At 37.3% G+C, this 18,448-nt stretch carries 10 protein-coding genes; 8 read left to right on the top strand and 2 right to left on the bottom strand.

Annotation, left to right across the window (positions count from 1 at the left end; all coding sequences use genetic code 11):
* Positions 1–178: 178 nt before the first annotated feature.
* The 8 genes from FFS26_RS17150 to FFS26_RS17115 all read left to right on the top strand — a co-directional run bounded on the left by FFS26_RS17150 (position 179) and on the right by FFS26_RS17115 (position 12,820).
* Positions 179–3,337, top strand: a complete 3,159-nt coding sequence (locus FFS26_RS17150) for a SusC/RagA family TonB-linked outer membrane protein (protein WP_171006344.1) — start codon at positions 179–181, stop codon at positions 3,335–3,337.
* 20 nt (positions 3,338–3,357) lie between these two features.
* Positions 3,358–4,878 (top strand): SusD/RagB family nutrient-binding outer membrane lipoprotein, encoded by a 1,521-nt coding sequence (locus FFS26_RS17145; RefSeq protein WP_110011701.1) that lies wholly within the window; start codon positions 3,358–3,360, stop codon positions 4,876–4,878.
* An 83-nt stretch (positions 4,879–4,961) separates the two neighbouring features.
* Positions 4,962–7,307, top strand: coding sequence for a phosphocholine-specific phospholipase C (locus tag FFS26_RS17140; protein WP_110011702.1), 2,346 nt, complete (start codon positions 4,962–4,964; stop codon positions 7,305–7,307).
* Positions 7,308–7,480: 173 nt separating this feature from the next.
* Entirely contained in the window at positions 7,481–8,059 is a 579-nt protein-coding gene (locus FFS26_RS17135) for a hypothetical protein (protein ID WP_110011703.1), read from the top strand.
* A gap of 105 nt (positions 8,060–8,164) precedes the next feature.
* Positions 8,165–8,965: a WxL protein host-binding domain-containing protein gene (locus FFS26_RS17130; RefSeq protein WP_110011704.1), complete on the top strand. Its 801-nt coding sequence runs from the start codon at positions 8,165–8,167 to the stop codon at positions 8,963–8,965.
* Entirely contained in the window at positions 8,958–11,711 is a 2,754-nt protein-coding gene (locus FFS26_RS17125; RefSeq protein ID WP_137905645.1) for a hypothetical protein, read from the top strand. The genes FFS26_RS17130 and FFS26_RS17125 overlap by 8 nt, the downstream gene beginning before the upstream one ends.
* Positions 11,708–12,241: a hypothetical protein gene (locus tag FFS26_RS17120; protein ID WP_137905644.1), complete on the top strand. Its 534-nt coding sequence runs from the start codon at positions 11,708–11,710 to the stop codon at positions 12,239–12,241. Before FFS26_RS17125 ends, FFS26_RS17120 begins: the two co-directional genes overlap by 4 nt.
* A gap of 9 nt (positions 12,242–12,250) precedes the next feature.
* Complete coding sequence (locus FFS26_RS17115) at positions 12,251–12,820, top strand: hypothetical protein (RefSeq protein WP_110011707.1); 570 nt, start codon at positions 12,251–12,253, stop codon at positions 12,818–12,820.
* Between the two features lie 139 nt (positions 12,821–12,959).
* Here FFS26_RS17115 and FFS26_RS17110 read toward each other — a convergent pair whose 3' ends face one another.
* Together FFS26_RS17110 and FFS26_RS17105 are read right to left on the bottom strand one after the other, a co-directional pair.
* A complete protein-coding gene (locus tag FFS26_RS17110) occupies positions 12,960–14,855 on the bottom strand; it encodes a SusD/RagB family nutrient-binding outer membrane lipoprotein (RefSeq protein ID WP_110011708.1) in 1,896 nt (631 codons plus the stop codon).
* A gap of 15 nt (positions 14,856–14,870) precedes the next feature.
* Positions 14,871–17,768 carry a SusC/RagA family TonB-linked outer membrane protein gene (locus FFS26_RS17105; protein ID WP_137905643.1) on the bottom strand — a complete coding sequence of 966 codons (2,898 nt, stop codon included), beginning with the start codon at positions 17,766–17,768 and terminating at the stop codon, positions 14,871–14,873.
* Positions 17,769–18,448: the final 680 nt, after the last annotated feature.

Below are 18,448 nucleotides of genomic sequence, written 5' to 3'. Positions count from 1 at the left end.
CCCTCTCCCAGCTTCCTAACAATATTTATATAATAAAGCAAAAGTCTCCATACAAAAGACATTTTCTATTTTACTTTTCTATTAATTCTTCATGTTAAAAAATATTAAATCGTATTTTTATTTTAATGCATCATTAAAGTACAGGTAACAGTGCTCTGCTAAATTTGCTTTCAAAAAAATGAAGAAAACTCTAGCCACTTTTGCCGTTTTTTTACTTCCTCTTTATTTTTCCGCACAGGAAATCAATATTTCAGGAAATGTAAAATCAGAAAACGGTTCTAGTGTTTCCGGTGTGAACATCACCGACAAAAACACAGGAAAGACTGCTACTACAGATGAAAATGGTAATTTCACTATTTCTGCAAACCCAAAAGATATTCTTGAATTTTTTGCTCCTGATTTTTCCGTTTATACCGTTGAGGTTTCTTCCAAAAAACAGTATTCCGTTGTTTTAAAAAAGCAAAACGAAAAGCAGATTGAAGGCGTTGTTATTACCGCTTTAGGTATTGCCAAAAAGAAAGAAAAAATCGGATATGCTACTCAGGAAGTGGGAACGAAACAGTTTGAAACCATTACTACGCCGAGTATCGGGAACTTATTTTCCGGACAGGTTGCTGGTCTGAATGTTTCCAATCCAACGGGAATGCAACAGGCCCCACAGTTTACATTGAGAGGAAATTCCAATCTCGTTTTTGTCATTGATGGTGTTATTGTGGAAAAAGAGGTTTTCCAGAATTTAGACCCTAATAATATTGAAAACATCAACGTACTGAAAGGAGCTACCGCTTCTGCTTTATATGGTTCAAGAGGTCGTTACGGAGCTGTTTTGATCACCACAAAAAATGCGAAGAAGAAAGGATTCTCCGTTGAATTCTCTCAAAATACGATGATCACAGGAGGCTTTACCAATCTCCCGAAAACCCAGACTGAATATGGTAACGGTTCTCATGGAAAATATGAATTCTGGGACGGAGCTGATGGCGGCGTGAATGACGGAGATATGATCTGGGGGCCAAAGTTTGTTCCAGGTTTGCAAATTGCCCAGTGGAACAGTCCGATTAGAGATAAAGTAACAGGTCAGGTCGTTCCGTGGTATGGAGCTGTGACGGGAACTCAGTATGATGATAAATCAAGATATGAAAGAGTCCCGATTGACTGGAAATACCATGATAACTTAAGTACATTCTTAAAACCAGCAGTGATCAACAATAATAACTTTGCGATCAGCTACAGAAACAACAAAGACGTCTACAGATTCTCCGGGAATTTCATGAATTATGATGACAGGGTTCCGAATTCATACCTTCAGAAATACGGAATTAATTTTTCTTCTGAAAACCATCTTGGTGAGAAATTAATCTTTGATACAAAATTCAACTTCAATCAGGCCTTCACCCCTAATATTCCCAACTACGATTACAACCCAAGCGGACATATGTACACCATCCTGATCTGGATGGGAGGCGATGTAGACGGAAAGGCACTGAAAAATCACATGTGGATTCCCGGAAAGGAAGGAAGAGCACAGGCCAACTGGAACTATGCCTGGTACAACAACCCATGGTTCGGAGCTGAGTATTATAAAAATCAGAACAGAACCAATATTATCAATGCACAGACAGGCTTAGAGTATAAAGCAACCCAGGATCTATCGGTAAAAGGGAAAATATCTCTTGTGGAAAACCACAGCAAAACGGAAATTTTGAGCCCTTATTCTTACTTCAATTATAGTGCGCCGAGAAGCGGAGGTTATATTTTGAAAGATAATAAGACATGGAACCTGAACTATGATGTTTTAGCCACCTATAAGAAAAAAATATCTGAAAACTTTGATTTTACGATCAATGCCGGAGGTTCCGCCTTCTATTATAAAAACAACAAAAATGAAAGGTCTACGGACGGATTGAAAATTCCTGAAGTGTACACTTTTGAAAACTCTATCGGAGCGCTTAAAAATTATACCTATCTGAAGGAAAAGTTAATTTACAGTGCTTATTCAACCATAGATATCGGATTGTATAATGCGTTCTTCATCAATATTTCCGGACGTAACGACTGGTCTTCCACACTGCCTAAAGCCAACAGGTCTTACTTCTATCCTTCTGCTTCCATCAGTGCGGTTATTTCAAACCTGGTAAAATTGCCGGAATCTATTAATCTGTTGAAGCTTTCCGCTTCATGGGCCAAAGTTGCCTATGACTTCCAGCCTTATTCCATCAGAAATTATTATCTGAATAACCAGGGAATCACATTCAACGGAAATCCGACTTATTATTATCCAACAACGCTGAATGTTGAAAATATGCTGAAACCTGAGCAGACAAAATCTTATGAATTAGGGCTAAGTACAGGCTTCCTGAATAACAGGATAACTTTGGACGCTACTTATTTCAGAACATTAGATTATAATAATATCCTTCAGTTCCCTGCCGCAGAATCATCAGGTTTTACTTCACAATATGTAAACGGGAATGAGTATACCACAAAAGGTTTTGAAATTACCCTTGGTATGGTTCCGGTAAAAACAGCTGATTTCAGTTGGAAAACCTTAATCAACTGGAGTACTTATGAGCAAAAGCTGACTTCTATTTATGATAATATGCCCAACTACCTGAACATTAAGTTAGGGGAAAGAATGGATAGCTATTATGACTATACATGGCAAAAGTCTCCGGACGGGAAAGTCATTCTTGATGCCAATTCAGGAATGCCGACCAGAGCTAATGCTCCGACTAACTTAGGACATTTCAATCCGGACTGGACTTTCGGTTTCAACAACTCATTTAAATATAAAAAATTTACTTTAAATATCGGAATTGACGGAAGCATTGGAGGGATAATGAGATCGCAGGTAGTAGAAAAAATGTGGTGGGGTGGAAAACATCCTAACTCCATAGCGTACAGAGATCTTGAATACGCGAATCCGGGAACCTATTATTTTGTACCGGATGGGGTCAACTACAATCCTGCAACCGGTCTTTATACTCCGCACACGAAAGCCATCAGCTTTCAGGACTGGGCACAGAATTATCCATATCAGGCAAGAGTAACGCAGGATGAAAGTGAAGAATTTGCCAACGTTTTCGACAGAACCTTCGTTAAGCTGAGATCGGTAGTGCTGGAATACGATTTCTCTTCATTACTGAATCCGAAAGGAATGGTAAAAGGTTTCACGGCCAATATTTCTGCTTATAATTTAGCCATGTGGAAAAAATCAAAGAACCTTTACTCCGATCCTGATTTCCAGATCAGATCAGGAAGAGAGGGTGATGTAAGCAATGATATTCAGGATCCTTCCAGCAGATGGTTTGGAATCGGTTTTAATCTTAAGTTTTAACTAAAAAGTACGTCAAGACAATGAAAAATACTATAAACAAAATGAAAGCGCAAAAAGGTAAAACGGCAAAATGGCTGATGAAATCTATGTTTGCTGCGGGATTCCTTACCTTGGCTTCATGCGAATCCAACCTTGATACCATCAATGAAAATCCTAATGACCAGGCCAGCATTGATCCTAAATATCTTTTGACCTACGTAGAAAAATACACTTTCCAGGTAAATGGAGATAATATGTATGCCTCAAGGATGATGATTGGTACCGATGGTGAAAATTCATATCAGTATATGAAATGGAATGATGCTTCTTTTGAAGTTTATACCAAAGGGCTGTTAAATACAGGGAAGATGATGCAGGAAGCAGAGAAAAGAGGAAATAAAAATTATCTGGCCATCGGAAAATTCTTGAGAGCCTATCATTTCTTCAATATCAGTTTAAAAGTCGGAAGCGCTCCTTATTCTGAAGCAGCCAAAGGTGAATCCGGAATTACACAGCCTAAATATGATTCACAGGAAGCCATCATGTCCGGAATTTTATCAGAGCTCAAAGAAGCCAATGATCTTATTAATACCAGCGATAAAATTGAAGGTGACATTGTATACAACGGAGATGCTTTAAAGTGGAAAAAACTGATCAACTCCTTCCGTCTGAAAATTCTTATTACTTTATCTAAAAAAAACACAGTAGGAAGTTATAATATTGCTACAGAATTTGCTTCCATTGCAGGAAGCCAGTCTATCATGACTTCCATTGCTGATAACGGTGAACTTAAGTTTGCTGATGCTGCAGACAGCCGATACACTATGTTTAACAACAGTGGATATGGTTCTAGTTTGTATATGGCAGATTATTTTATCAATATGTTCAAAGACAGGCATGATCCACGTTTGTTCACTTTTGCAGCACAGACTACAGGAGCAAAAGAAGCCGGAAAAGCAATTACAGATTATACAGGATATAACGGAGGAAATCCTACTTCTCCCTATTCTGATAATGCTGCTTTGATCACTGCAAAAAATATTTCTAAAGTAAACGATCGTTTTTATAAAGACCCTACTAACGAACCTGCTTCTGTATTAAGTTATTCAGAACTTGAGTTTATTCTGGCTGAAGCTGCGGCCAGAGGATGGATTTCCGGATCTGCCAAAACACATTACGACAATGCTGTTAAGGCAAGTTTCAATTTTTATCAGACTTATGTAAAAAATCCGGGACAATATTTCTCAGGCTTTGATGTAAACCAATATCTTGCAACTCCTTTGGTAGTGTATAATGATGCTGATCCTTTACAGACACAGCTCGAAAAGATCATGACTCAAAAATACATGATGATGTTCCATCAGGCACAATGGACTTCTTATTATGATTATCTGAGAACCGGTTATCCAAATTATCCGTTAAAGTCCGGAGTTGCTGCACCTTTCAGATTCAGATATCCGCAATCTGAATATAATTACAACAGCAATAATTTAAAAGCTGCTTTAAACGCTCAGTACGGAGGAAATGATAATATCAACTCCAAACCCTGGTGGTTACAATAAAAATCTGATTATTTTTATATAAAAACAAAGAAACCGCAGGAAAATCCTATTAACTTGCGGTTTCTTTCTTATTACGATTGAACATGAACAGAAGAGAATTTTTAGAAAAATCAAGCCTTTTATTAGCTGGATTAGGAACGTCAGGAGTTCTGCATCCTTCCATTTTAAAAGCTTTAGCCATTGATCCGGCTGCCCAGTCTACATTTTATGATGCAGAACATGTTGTGATCCTGATGCAGGAGAACCGTTCATTTGATCATGCTTTTGGCACTCTTAAGGGAGTAAGGGGCTTTCTGGATAAAAGAGCTTTTATAAAACAGGATGGACATTCCGTTTTTTTCCAAAAAAATGACGAAGGGAAATATGCTTCTCCCGCCCGTCTGGATTTAAAAAATACAAAATCTACCTGGATGAGCTCACTGCCACACTCATGGGCAGATCAGCAGAAAGCACTGAACAAAGGAAAATTCGATCAGTGGCTTCAGGCAAAAGCCTCAGGAAATAAAGATTATAAAAATATTCCGCTGACATTAGGATATTACAACCGTGAAGACCTTCCGTTTTATTATCAGCTGGCAGATGCATTTACCATATTCGACCAGTATTTCTGTTCTTCACTCACCGGAACAACTCCCAACAGGCTATTCCTTTGGTCCGGAACATTAAGGGAACAGCAAAACGGAAAAGTAAAAGCCAATGTTGTTAATGAAAACATTGACTATGATAAAGCGAGACAGGCCAGATGGAAAACCTTCCCTGAGATTTTGGAAGAACAGAATGTTTCATGGAGAATTTATCAGAACGAAATCAGTCTTCCAAAAGGAATGTCCGGCGAGCAGGAAGCGTGGTTAAGTAATTTTACAGATAACCCGATTGAGTGGTTTTCAAGATTCAATGTTAAGTTTTCAAAAGGATATTATGAAAACATTCCCAATATCATAAATTATCTGAAAAAGGAAATTGAAAAAAATCCTGATCAGAAAAAAAGACTGGAAGCCATGCTGGCTGAAGTTCAGGAAGATCAGGTGAGGTACCATCCTGACAATTATTCAAAACTTTCAAATGAAGAGAAAAACCTGCACGAAAAAGCTTTCACCACCAATGTACATGATCCTGATTACTGGAAACTGGAGATCGGAAAAGATGAAAATGGTGAAAGGCTTGTCGTTCCCGAGGGTGATGTATTATTCCAGTTCCGTAAAGATGTGGAAGAGAAAAAGCTTCCAGTGGTTTCCTGGCTGGTAGCCCCGGAACATTTTTCTGATCATCCGGGATCACCATGGTATGGAGCATGGTATATTTCTGAAGTTCTGAATATTCTGACCAAAGATCCTGAAACCTGGAAGAAAACCATATTTATCATCAATTATGATGAGAATGACGGGTATTTTGATCACGTATTGCCTTTTGCCCCGCCGGTGAATCCAAACCAGCCTGTTGATATGAACGGAAAAGAAGGGGTGGAATATGTGGATAAAACTCAGGAATATATGAGCAATCCTGCTTTGAAAAGCTATGAAAAAGTAGAAGGGACTGTCGGATTGGGTTACAGAGTCCCTATGATCATCGCTTCTCCCTGGACGAAAGGAGGTTTCGTAAACTCTGAAGTATCGGATCACACTTCTGTACTGCAGTTTCTGGAGAATTTTATTATGAAAAAATTCAAAAAGAATGTTCATGTTGACAATATCAGTGACTGGAGAAGAGCGGTATGCGGTGATCTTACATCAGCTTTCAATTCTTCCAGTGTAAAAGTTCCTCAGATGGATTATCTTGATCAGAAGGATTATGCTAAAACCATCAACGCAGCTAAAAATAAACCTGTCCCTAATTTGAAATGGTATTCTGAAGATGAACTTAAAGATAGCCTGCTTGACATTCAGGAAAGAGGACTGAAACCTTCCAATCCATTGCCTTATCATTTCCATGTAAATCTGGAAGGAGACCATATAAAAATGACTAACCTGAAAGATAATGGGGTTCCTCTTTTGGTATATGACAGAACTCAATTCGACAATAATAATTATCATTTTTCATATGCTTTATATGAAAAGCAAACGCTATCCCATACTGTTCAGCCGGGAGCTTATGATTATGAAGTTTTCGGTCCCAATGGCTTTTTCAGGAAATTTAAGGGAAATAAAACTGTAGAAACAGAGGTGATCTTGACGAATATGACCTCAAAAAATCAGATTGAATTAATTATCAGAAATCACAAAAAGAAAAATTTTTCCATCAGTCTGGAAGATCTTTATACAAGAAGCGAAAGAACAGTTTCTGTACAAAAAACGGAAGAAAAAATCATTATTGATCTTGATAAATACAAAGGCTGGTATGATTTGAAGCTAAAATTAAACGATCATCTGTGGCACTTTGCCGGAAGAATAGAAACCGGAAAAGTTTCCGTTTCTGACCCGCATTGGGCTTAAAAACGCTTATAATATTGATAAAATACTGCACAACTTTGGGCAGTATTTTTTTTGAGTTATTTCAGCTTATAATGCATTACATATGATAAATAAGCAGTTATAAAAAAATTGTGGTATATTTTTTTCAAAACCTGTTGAATTTTATTATCTTCACTTTACTAATTAACAGTGTCATGAAAAAACTAAATTTAACTATTGCAGCGTCTTTATTTGCGTTTGCTCTATGCGGGAATCTGAGTGCCCAAGACCTCGCTACAGATAACCATACGGTTACCATTTCTATTCCCGAAGTTGCATTGGTAGATATTGAGCCATCAGCAACAAAAAATATTACCCTTGGATTTACAGCACCTACTGAAGCAGGAAATCCCATTATTCCAGCTGCAGCCAACACTACTTTGTGGCTTAATTATTCTTCTATCAAATCTGTGGCAGACCCTACCCGTAACGTAAGCGTAAAAATGAACGCTATCATTCCTGGAGTAGATCTTAATGTAACGGCGGCAGCAGCCACCGGAGCAGGAGCAGGTACATTAGGAACTTCTGCAGGTCTGCTTACATTAACTGGTACTGACCAGACTATTATTTCCGGTATTGGAAGTGCTTACACTGGAAATGGAGCTAATAACGGTCACAATCTTACCTATGCAATCGCTGCAGGAAGTGGTCCTGGAGGGGTAGCAGCTTACGCCGATTTACAAGCTACAGCTACTGTTGCGGCTACCGTTACGTATACGATATCAGACAATTAGAATTTAATTTAAATTCAATTTCGCGTTTCAAAAAACAAGAAGAAGTTGTTATTCAGTTTCTTCCTGGCTTTGTATTATTAATGATTTAACTTCAAACTTTACACAATGATAAAGCGTATCCTTCTTTTGATCACCCTGATTTTGCAGTTCAGCTTTTTACATGCCGGTATTGTGATTCTCAACGGGCTTACGCATTCTTACAAAATAGAAAACGGAAAGGTTTATAAAGGAAAAGTTGCCATTGAAAACACGGGCAGCAATCCTCAAAGTGTAAAAATATTTTTACAGGATTATACCTACCATGCGGACGGAACGATCAATTATACAGCATTACGTACCAATAAACGAAGTAACGGAGAGTGGCTGAAACTCAACACTAATCTTGTTACCCTTAAAGGTAAAGAAAAGACTGAGATCTTCTATGAAATAACCATTCCCAATCAGGCAATGGATCCTGGAAGTTATTGGAGTGTGATTATTGTAGAGCCGGTAGAAGAGATAAAACCCAGCGACGGTAAGCCGGGAGTAAGTATCACTTCTGTTATACGATATGCCATTCAGGTCATTACAGATTTTGAAACAGAAAAGGCCCAGCCGGACCTTAAGTTTGAAAGTGTAAAGGTGGAAAAACAGGAAGGAAAACAAACAGCAAAGATAGCAATAGCCAATAATGGCAATCTTTACTGTAAACCGACAGCTTCCATTGAAATCTATAACCGCAAAACGGGTGAAAAAGTGGGAACTTATTCAAGTTTAACCATGGGGCTTTTGCCAGACACCTCCAAAACATTTTACATTGATATCAGTAAAGTACCCCCTGATAAATACAAAGCAGCTATTATAGCCACCGATGAAGAAGAGAATGCTTTTGCACTCAATGTGGAATTAGAAGTAAAGAATGATTAGAAATTGGACTTTATTTATTATCATATCACTATTCCCGGTATTTATTTTTTCCCAGGAGCAACCCAACCGGTTGATCAGTAAAAAAGATAGTTTAATGCCGGGAATGTCTACTTCTATTCCCTTCACCTTAGAAAATAATTCGAAGGAAACCAAAACATATGATATTTCAGTTGTCACATCAAGTTCCTCAATCAATCCTATTCTGGCAAAAGGAGAATTTCAGATTCTTCCGTATGAAACATCAGTATATCTGGTTCCATTACGTGTCGGAACAGAAACAGGACAGGGTACTTATTCTGTAACCCTGAACATTACAGATCGTAGTAATGGAACAGCTTTTACAAAAAATTCAAAAATCGTAGTTTCCGGAAACAGAAAGCTTTTGGTAACGGCTTTAAATACCCCTGAATTTGTAAGAGCAGGAGAAACAATCCGTGCTTCTTTCCTTTTGAAAAATAATGGTAATGTTACAGAAAACATTGTTCTTGAAAGTAAAAATGCCGTAGTTGATAACGAGTCATCCCTTGTTCTTGCACCCAATGAATCAAAAATTATTACGATTCACAAAGTAACAAGTCCTGAACTTGCTCAAAATGAATTTCAAAACCTAAATCTTTCGGTACACCCGAAGAGTCGTCCCAAAGAAATTCAGGATGTCTACGCAACTACTCAGGTAATTTCAGTAAAGCCATCTGAAAACGATATTTATCACAGACTTCCTGTTGCCCTCTCCCTATCTTTTATCGGAATGCAGAATATGGGAGTTTATCACGATGGTTTTCAGGGTGAAATCTATGGTAAAGGAACACTGGACAAGAATAATAAAAACCAGATTGAATTTAGAGCAGTTACTCACAATCCTGTAGAACTCAATACATTTACTCAATATGAAGAATATTTTGTGAATTATAAACGGAACAATCTTTCTATTCATTTAGGTGATAAAACCTACTCTTCATCCTATCTTACAGAATTTGCAAGATATGGCCGCGGGGCAGAAATCCGGTATGATTTTGATAAAGTGAGCTTCGGTGGGTTCTATAACCATCCAAGATTTTTCAGAGATATTAAAGATGAATTCAATTTCTATTCAGCCTTTAAAATCCGAAAAGAGTCCGAAATTTCTGTAGGATACCTTTACAAAACTCCAAGAAAAGAAGAAATCAGATATAGTGAAGTAAGACTTGATTCTAATGCTCATTTACCTTACGCCAAGGGAAAATTTAAGGTTTCAAACAATATAACTTTTTCTGGAGAATTGGCATACAGTACTACACAAAAAACAGATGGAACAGCTTACTTACTACAGGCTGAGGCCGTTTTTAAAAAGTTGAATGGAAATTTAATGTACATGAAAGCCAGTCCTGATTTCGGAGGATATTTTACCAATACAAATACTTTTAATGGTAATATTTCCTACAATCTCACAAAGAAAATAAGTTTCTTTGCCAATTATATGCAGGATGCCAAAAATTTCCAAAGAGATACACTGCTCCTGGCAGCACCCTATAGAAAGTATTTTCAATATGGCATACAGTACAAATATATACCGAGTGGTTTCATTATCCTTAATAATGGATATCAAACCTATAAAGACCGTTTAGAACCTAAACAGTTTGATTATTATGAACGTTACTTTAAAGTAAGTATTAATCAGCAGATTGGGGTATTTCAGGTAAATGTGGATGGACAATTTGGAAAAACAGATAATTATCTAACGGGATTCAGTGGCAATTCAAGCTTTTATTCCGCAAACCTGTCATTTCAAAAGTTCAGAACATCTTTTAACATCTTCGGAAGTTATGCTATAAGCTCAAGATATCAGCTTCAAAACCAGAGAAATTTTTATTACGGAGCGAGAATCTTCAGCAAGTTTTCTGATAAGACCAGCTTAAGTATCTTTTATCAGAACAATTACATGCCAGAGGAATATTTTAAAGACAGAAATCTGTTTGAGCTTCTTTTTCATCAGCAGCTGTTTCAGGGGAACGAACTTGATCTTTCCGGAAGGTATTCACTACAAAGAGGGGAAATCGGAGATAAAGATTTTATATTTTCCATGCGCTATACCTGGCGCCCCAACGTTCCTGTACAAAAAATTGCCGAGTATATTTCACTGTCCGGAAATGTCAGCAGCTTAGGATTAAAAAAAACAGAAGGAATAAGACTAATACTTGGAAGTTATCTGTCTGTTACGGATAAGGATGGAAATTATATGTTTAAAAATGTTGTTCCCGGCAACTATTTTCTTGAAATAGACCGTTCCACGACAGAAATCAATGATATTCCAACCCAGACTTTTCCTGCAGCGCTTTCATTACTTAATAAGGAAAATACTTTTAATTTCGGATTAACAACAGCGGCGACTGTTCAGGGGCATGTTAAGTTCCTGGAAACCGGAGATAAAGATCAAAATGAATTTAGCCAGCTGCCATCTGCTAAAGGAAAGAAGAAAAAAGAAAGTATTATTGTGGAAGCTACCAATAACGATCAGACTTACCGTAAAGTATGCAACATAGGAGAAGATTTTGATTTCACCTATCTGCGTCCGGGAGACTGGATTGTGAAAGTTTACCGAAATGGACTTGATAAGCGTTATAAAATTTCAACGGACAAATTTATATTTACTTTACAGCCTTCGGAAACAAAGAAAATAACAATCAATGTTGTCAAACAGCAGATAGAGATCAAATATCAAAAGGAATCCTTGAAAGTAGGATATAATGAAATAAAAAAGAAGAGATGATTCTGATCCGTACCCTATTATTAATTGCATTTTGTGTTGTATCCGGGCCAATCTATTCCCAGACCGCAAATACTACTGTTAGTCTTACATTGCCTGTAGTAACTTTAATGGACATTGAGCCTACAGGAAGTATTGTGTTAAATTTTACAGCTCCTACAGAAGCTGGAAATGCTGTTGGAGCACCGACTCCCAATACATCAAAGTGGATAAACTATACATCTGCTATTGCTTCCGGAGGACTTACAAAAAGAATTACAGCATCTGTGAATCAAGTTATTGCCGGAGTCAATATAAGGCTGCAGGCAGCTGCGGCTTCCGGAGCAGGAGGCGGAACATTGGGAACATCTGCAGGACAGGTTACCCTTACTACCACTCCTACTACCATTATTAGCGGTATTGGTGGAGCATATACTGGAAACGGGGCCAATAATGGTCATGGACTTACCATATCGCTTTCCACCAACACGTATGCCAATTTACAGGCACAAGCCAATACAGCAATTGTCATCACCTACACCATCACAGAATAAAATTAAAAAATGAAAATAGAAAGCCCGTTTTTAAAAAAACAGTTCTTAAAAAGATATCTATATATTATTGCTTTAATAGCAGGTGCTTGCCTTAAAGGGCAAACTATAAACATTGCAGGAACGAGCTGGACTGCCAGTGTACCTGCCATTACGGAGGCAGGAAGTAACTATATCGGGACCTATGAGAATCCTTCTCAGTTAACACTATCAGGCAATTTACCAGGATCTTTTCTGAATGTTCTTTCAGCCTCAGGTGCTAAAATATCCATGCAGCTTGCTCCAACGTCCTGGAACAGCTCTTTGAAACTCTATGCGAAAAGAAGTGGAGGTACTACTAAGATAAATGGACTTTGCCTGGGATGCACCGCAACAATTACTGGTGGAACGGCCAATTATATAGAAATACTTCAAGCCAGTGCCGTAACGCTATCAACTATTACTTTTACAGGATTATTAGGAATCAGCAATAGTGTAGATTACTCAGCTATTAGTGTACAATTAGAGATTAGTGGCGTTTCTGTAACAATTCCTGCGGCGGCTTATAGTACTCAGGTAGTTTTTACAATTGGAGCCAATTAAACTCCAAAGCCAATCCATATCCAACTTATCATAATTAATTGAACAATCCATTTAAAGATATATTCAGTCAATTTGTATATAAAAAAACAATCCTTTTCAAAATCAGAAAAGAATTGTTTTTTTTAGTATGTAAATTTAATTAATGTTTGGCCCACCAAAGAGGAGTCAGTACAGCATCCGTACCGCCAAGTAATTGCACAGCTTTATCATATCCAGACTGATCAGTATTTCTGAAAGTACTTGGATATCTTAATCTCTGAGGGAAGTTCTGAATAGAATTCGTCATATAGTTCCCTGAGCTCAGATTAGGAAGGTTTGGCAATGGAGTTTCGATGGCTGGGTTTTCAAAAAACGGCAGCCCAAGTCTTCTCTGATCATTCCAGGATTCTAACGGTAGCCAAGGCATATTGGCAATATATTTCTGGGTAATAATCTTTGTCAGTTTATCATTTTTTACCGATCCGTTCTTATAAATGGTATTCACAGGATATTTAATTTCAACAGAAACTAAGTTCCCGGTTACAGGATCTTTATATTTCATGGTATGGCTTGCTCCCGGTTCTGTAATATGACTGTAAGAAACAGAAGTACCGTCACGGTTATAATCTGTTGAAGCAATATATTGACCATAGAATTGTGAAACTCCATTATAAACAAAACTTTCCTGAATTCCTTTATTATAAGCAGCTTCATCACTCATTGGAACGGTCCAGCCTTTCAATGCAGCTTCTGCCAGAAGGAAATAGGTTTCCCAGCTTGCAAAAAATATTCTTGCATTCTTACTTTCCCTGTACTGCTTACCTAAAGCCGGCATACATCCTACTACATTTCTTAAGCCGTTTCTCTGTCCTTTTACACCCCAGTTTCCAATAGTATAGGCGTTCCAGGTATTTACGGTATTTATTGTTATTTTAGAATTGTCTTCAAAAGTAAGATCTCCGTGATTGGTAGTTGCCTGGTTGGTATAAGTAGGATACAATGAGTAAACCGGGCTTGTAAGATCCCCCGGAATATAGAATGTTTTATAGGCTCTCGGATCAATTTTATTAGGTAATCCGTCCAGCCAGTATCCTGCACTTGGGTCGTTGGTCATTGTAGTGAACTGTTGATCATATTTTATACCAATATAATCAGATGCCTTTACCTGTGTATGTTGAGCTGCTGGTAATTGGTCTGTAGAATTTACTCCTCCCAGGCCAATGTATAAATTATTAAGGGTTGCTGATAAAATTTGAGAGTTCCATTCTCTGGACATTACACCTGTTAGCGCATCCCATCCCGGTTTTTCAGCAACTTTAAAATTATCTGTACTTGTAGCGATAAACATATTTGAACTTGCCGCTGCTTCAAATTCTGTTTTTGCTTTTGAAGGATCTACTTCGGCAATTCTCATGGCAATTCTCATCCTCATAGAGTTGGCATATTTGACCCATTGAGTCCAGTTAAACCCATACACCATATCATAGGCATTTTTATTGGACGGTACTCCTTGGGTTGTGTCCATTTTTGCGACTGCATCTTTCAATTCTTCCAAAATAAAATAATACACTTCTTTTTCAGAATTAAAAGTAGGATTCGTTCCCTGAAAAGCGTGAATAGGTTGAGGTCCGAAATTGTCCGAAAATTCACTCATTAAATAAGCTCTCCAGATTCTCGAAACCTGAATAACATTGTCATAATAAGGTTTTCCCTGTCCGGCCGCCTTTTTTTCATTAGCCAACTGAATGGCCGCATTCGCATTATTCAGCCAGTCTGAAATGTATTTCCAATATTCGGAAGTCCAGGAATCGTCGTAAGTTCCACCTGCAATTCCGGTTGTCAAATGCTGTCTTGCTGCCGTTTTCCAGTATAAAACAAAAACACGTTCTGCAATATTAGGATCTTGCTGGGCACCGAGAATTGAGTTATTTAATAAATATTCGGGTTCTGCCTTATTAGCGTCTACGGCAAACGGGTTATTATTAATGTCTTCAAAATCATTGCATGAAGTACATAGTAAACCAATCGTAAAAAATGATAAGATATATTTTTTCATTGTTTCAGTTGTTAATTAAAAGCCTAAAGTAATTGTAAATAAATAAGATCTTGAAGTGGGAAAAGCAAGGTTTTCAAATCCTGTAGCATTAGAATTAATTGCGAATACAGATTCCGGGTCGATTCCTTTAGCTTTACTATAGATCATCCATACGTTATTGGCCGTAAAAGCAACCTTAGCACTCTGTAAGGCCAGTTTTTGGAAAATACTTTTAGGAAAATTATAGGTCAGCTGAATATTTCTTAAACGAATATTGGTAGCATCATAAATGTTTTGCTCAGTAATTCCTAAATTTCCGGATGTTACAGCTCCCCAATAATCCTGTTGAGTAATTTCTTTTGTATTTGTTGTATAACCGCCATTTCCCTCCACTACGGCATCCAAAATCATATTATCACGTTTTCCTCCGGGCGCGGTGTCTGCAGCAAGTCCGTTCGCTTGTAATGCAGCTTGTGTTGCAGAGAAAAATTTACCTCCGATTCTTCCGTCAATTAAAAATGAAAGCCCGATATTTTTATAAACAAAGCTGTTTGTAAAACCAAACAAAGCTCTCGGGGTTTGATCTCCTAAATAATATTGATCAGGCGTTGCCTGCGGTAATCCGTTTTGATCCACAATCAATTTTCCGTAATAAGGACTGCTGGTATCTTCTACTCTTAAGAATTTTGTTCCGTAAATGGCTCCGTAAGGTTTTCCTACTTCTGCGAAGAAAGCAACGTTATCAAAACCTGATAAAGGATATTTTGAAACAATTCCATCAATTTTATCGATGTTGCTTTTCAACGTTGAAAAATTGGCATTGACATTCCACACAAAGCTTTCCTTCTTAAAGATATCTGTATTCATTACGAATTCAAACCCTTTGTTATGCAACCCTCCTGAATTAATCATCATTCTTTCATATCCGGAAAGTGGATTTATCGGAATGGCTATAAGCTGATCGGTGGCATTATTATTAAAATAACTTACATCCAGAGACACTCTGTCAAAAAACTTCATGTCTGCTCCAACTTCAAAAGTTTTAAGCTTTTCCGCATGTAAATCCGGATTAAAAAGTATCTTGTTCCTTGCAAGTACAATATGTCCGTTTGGATCAGTTGAAGCGATATATGTATTGTACAAGCTGTGAGGAGGTAAAGAGTTACCCACAATTGCGTAGGCCGCGCGAAGCTTAGCAAAGGTTAAGGCATTTAAAGTAGTACCATTTAATTTTTTCAGCATATCTGTCAAAACTAATGAAGTACTCACAGAAGAATAAAAATAAGACCTGTTATTTATATTCAAAGTAGAAGACCAATCATTTCTTGCCGTAGCATTCAGAAACCAATATCCGTCATAATTAATTTCAGCAGCAGCAAATACTGAATTAATTTTTTTCCACATATCAACTTCGGTTGTTGTAACAGAAGCAAGATCACTCGTATTAGACGTACTGAAAACATTGGCAATAACGAGATTTTGTGTGGAAAAATATAATGCTTTATCCCTGCTTTCCATCATCTGTCCATAAACAGAAAACGATCCTCCCCATTTACCAACAATATCATCTTTTTTAGCATTAAGACTTATGATATAATTATTTTCATAAAACTTTTCCTGACCGGTAGAGTAAGAATTATTACGTCTGGATCCCGTCCAAACCCTGGTATCCGAATTTAAGGAATAGAAATCCGTTCCTAATCTTACATCTGCGCTCAGCCAGTTATTAAATTGATATTTAAGATAACCGTTTAATAAAAACCTGTCTTTTTTATCAGCGTTCAATGCATTATAAGCAGTCCAATAGGGATTAATTCCATTAGAGGTTATCCAGCGCGATGTCACTCCATTTTGCATCTGCCCCTCACGATAATCTCTTATATCAACATTTTGAGGCATCAGAAGGATTGCTGGGTAGTAATTCCCGTCACCTTGCCCTGCAGAGGGTCTGTTTGTACCTTTAACACTCATATACTGAGCTTTCACCTCAGTAGTCCATCTTTTATTAGCCCCAAAATTAGAATTCATTTTCGCCATAAAATTGAACCTCTCATATTTTGAGTTCGGAATCTGGCTATTACTGCTTAAATAATTAGCAGAAGTGTACAAGCTTGATCCTTCACCAATGTTCTCCTGAAAGCTCAATGTATGCTGAGAATTAGTTCCTGTCTTAAAAAAGCTTTTTAAGTTATCGTGGACTGTCATATTTGAACCTTCAAAAGTCGGTCCCCAGGAAGTTGTATTGTCGGTCCCCGTAGGATTGACCAAACCATTACTTCCTTGTGCGAAACTATGCTGCAAATCAGGTTTCATAAAAATATTTTCAAAACCTAAGCTTGTAGAATATGTAATTCCTAATCCCCCTTTTCTTTTACCGGTTTTTGTAGTAATCAAAATAACACCGTTTCCACCTCTGGAACCATAAAGAGCAGAAGCAGCACCACCTTTCAGAACAGAAAGACTTTCAATGTCGTCCGGATTGATATCACTTAGACCATTCCCCATATCAAGATCCGGATTCCAGAAATCGTTATTAGAATCTTTTCCATTCTGCTTAGCCTTTGATCCTAAGCTATTACTTAACGGAACTCCATCTACCACAATAAGAGGCTGATTATCTCCTGTAAACGAATTAAATCCCCGCAGGTTAATTTTGGAGGAAGAACCTGGTCCAAAACTTCCTTTAATCACTTGTAACCCGGCAACTTTTCCTGCTAACGCATTGGTAACATTATTTTCTTTGGCGTCAACAAGGGTTTGTCCTTTCACATCCTGGAAAGAATATCCAAGCGCTTTTTTTTCTTTTTTTACACCATAAGCTGTAACAACTACTTCGTCAATCTTTGACGCTTTAGTTGAATCACTTTGTGCATACAATCCACCGAAAAAGAATAAGGATTGGAGCAGTCCAACCTTAAAAATGGTTTTTTTCATAAAAATTAGATTTGGTATATATTTAACAATATCACTAGATATTTCAACAAATAAACGTAATTATCATTAAATTAATATACAATCATTAATTATTTATGCTAAATCTATTAATAAAAGCAACCAAATTATTCTAATCACAACATATTCAATCATTACTATGAGTGTAAAGCTTTTGATACTTAAATAATTAAGTAAAATTTAAAGTTAAAAGAGCTCTAGTCTGAATCTTGTACTTTGTGGGGATTGAGTTGAATAAAATAATGGATTTGTCTAGATTCCTATGGAGTGACTGTTGTAAATGATCAGCTTAAATCGTGAGTTCATATATCCCCAATCGTATCATTCCGCAGGAATCCAGCCTCCTTTATTAGAGTCTTAAAAGGATTTAAAAGGTAAAAGTAATACTTGAGTTATGTGCTAATACTGTGTTGAGACTCCTAGGGAGTGACCATTGGAGTGTGTGCTGTCCAGCATAAGTGACAAGTGATAAATGATAATGATGGATGATCCATGATAGTTGATGAATGGTGAATAATCGATGTATTACTCATTACCCATTGCTCATTGCTTATAAGCTTAACTTGGGTATAAAACAAAAAAATCCTTTATCACAATGATAAAGGATTTTTTAAAAATAAAATAAAAACTGGCGGCGGCCTACTCTCCCGCGTTAGCAGTAC

This window comes from Chryseobacterium sp. 2VB (assembly GCF_005503635.1).
GTDB classification, from domain to species: domain Bacteria; phylum Bacteroidota; class Bacteroidia; order Flavobacteriales; family Weeksellaceae; genus Chryseobacterium; species Chryseobacterium cupriresistens.
Note: the sequence above shows the minus strand (reverse complement) of the source record. Positions and strands in the feature narration are given on the sequence as shown.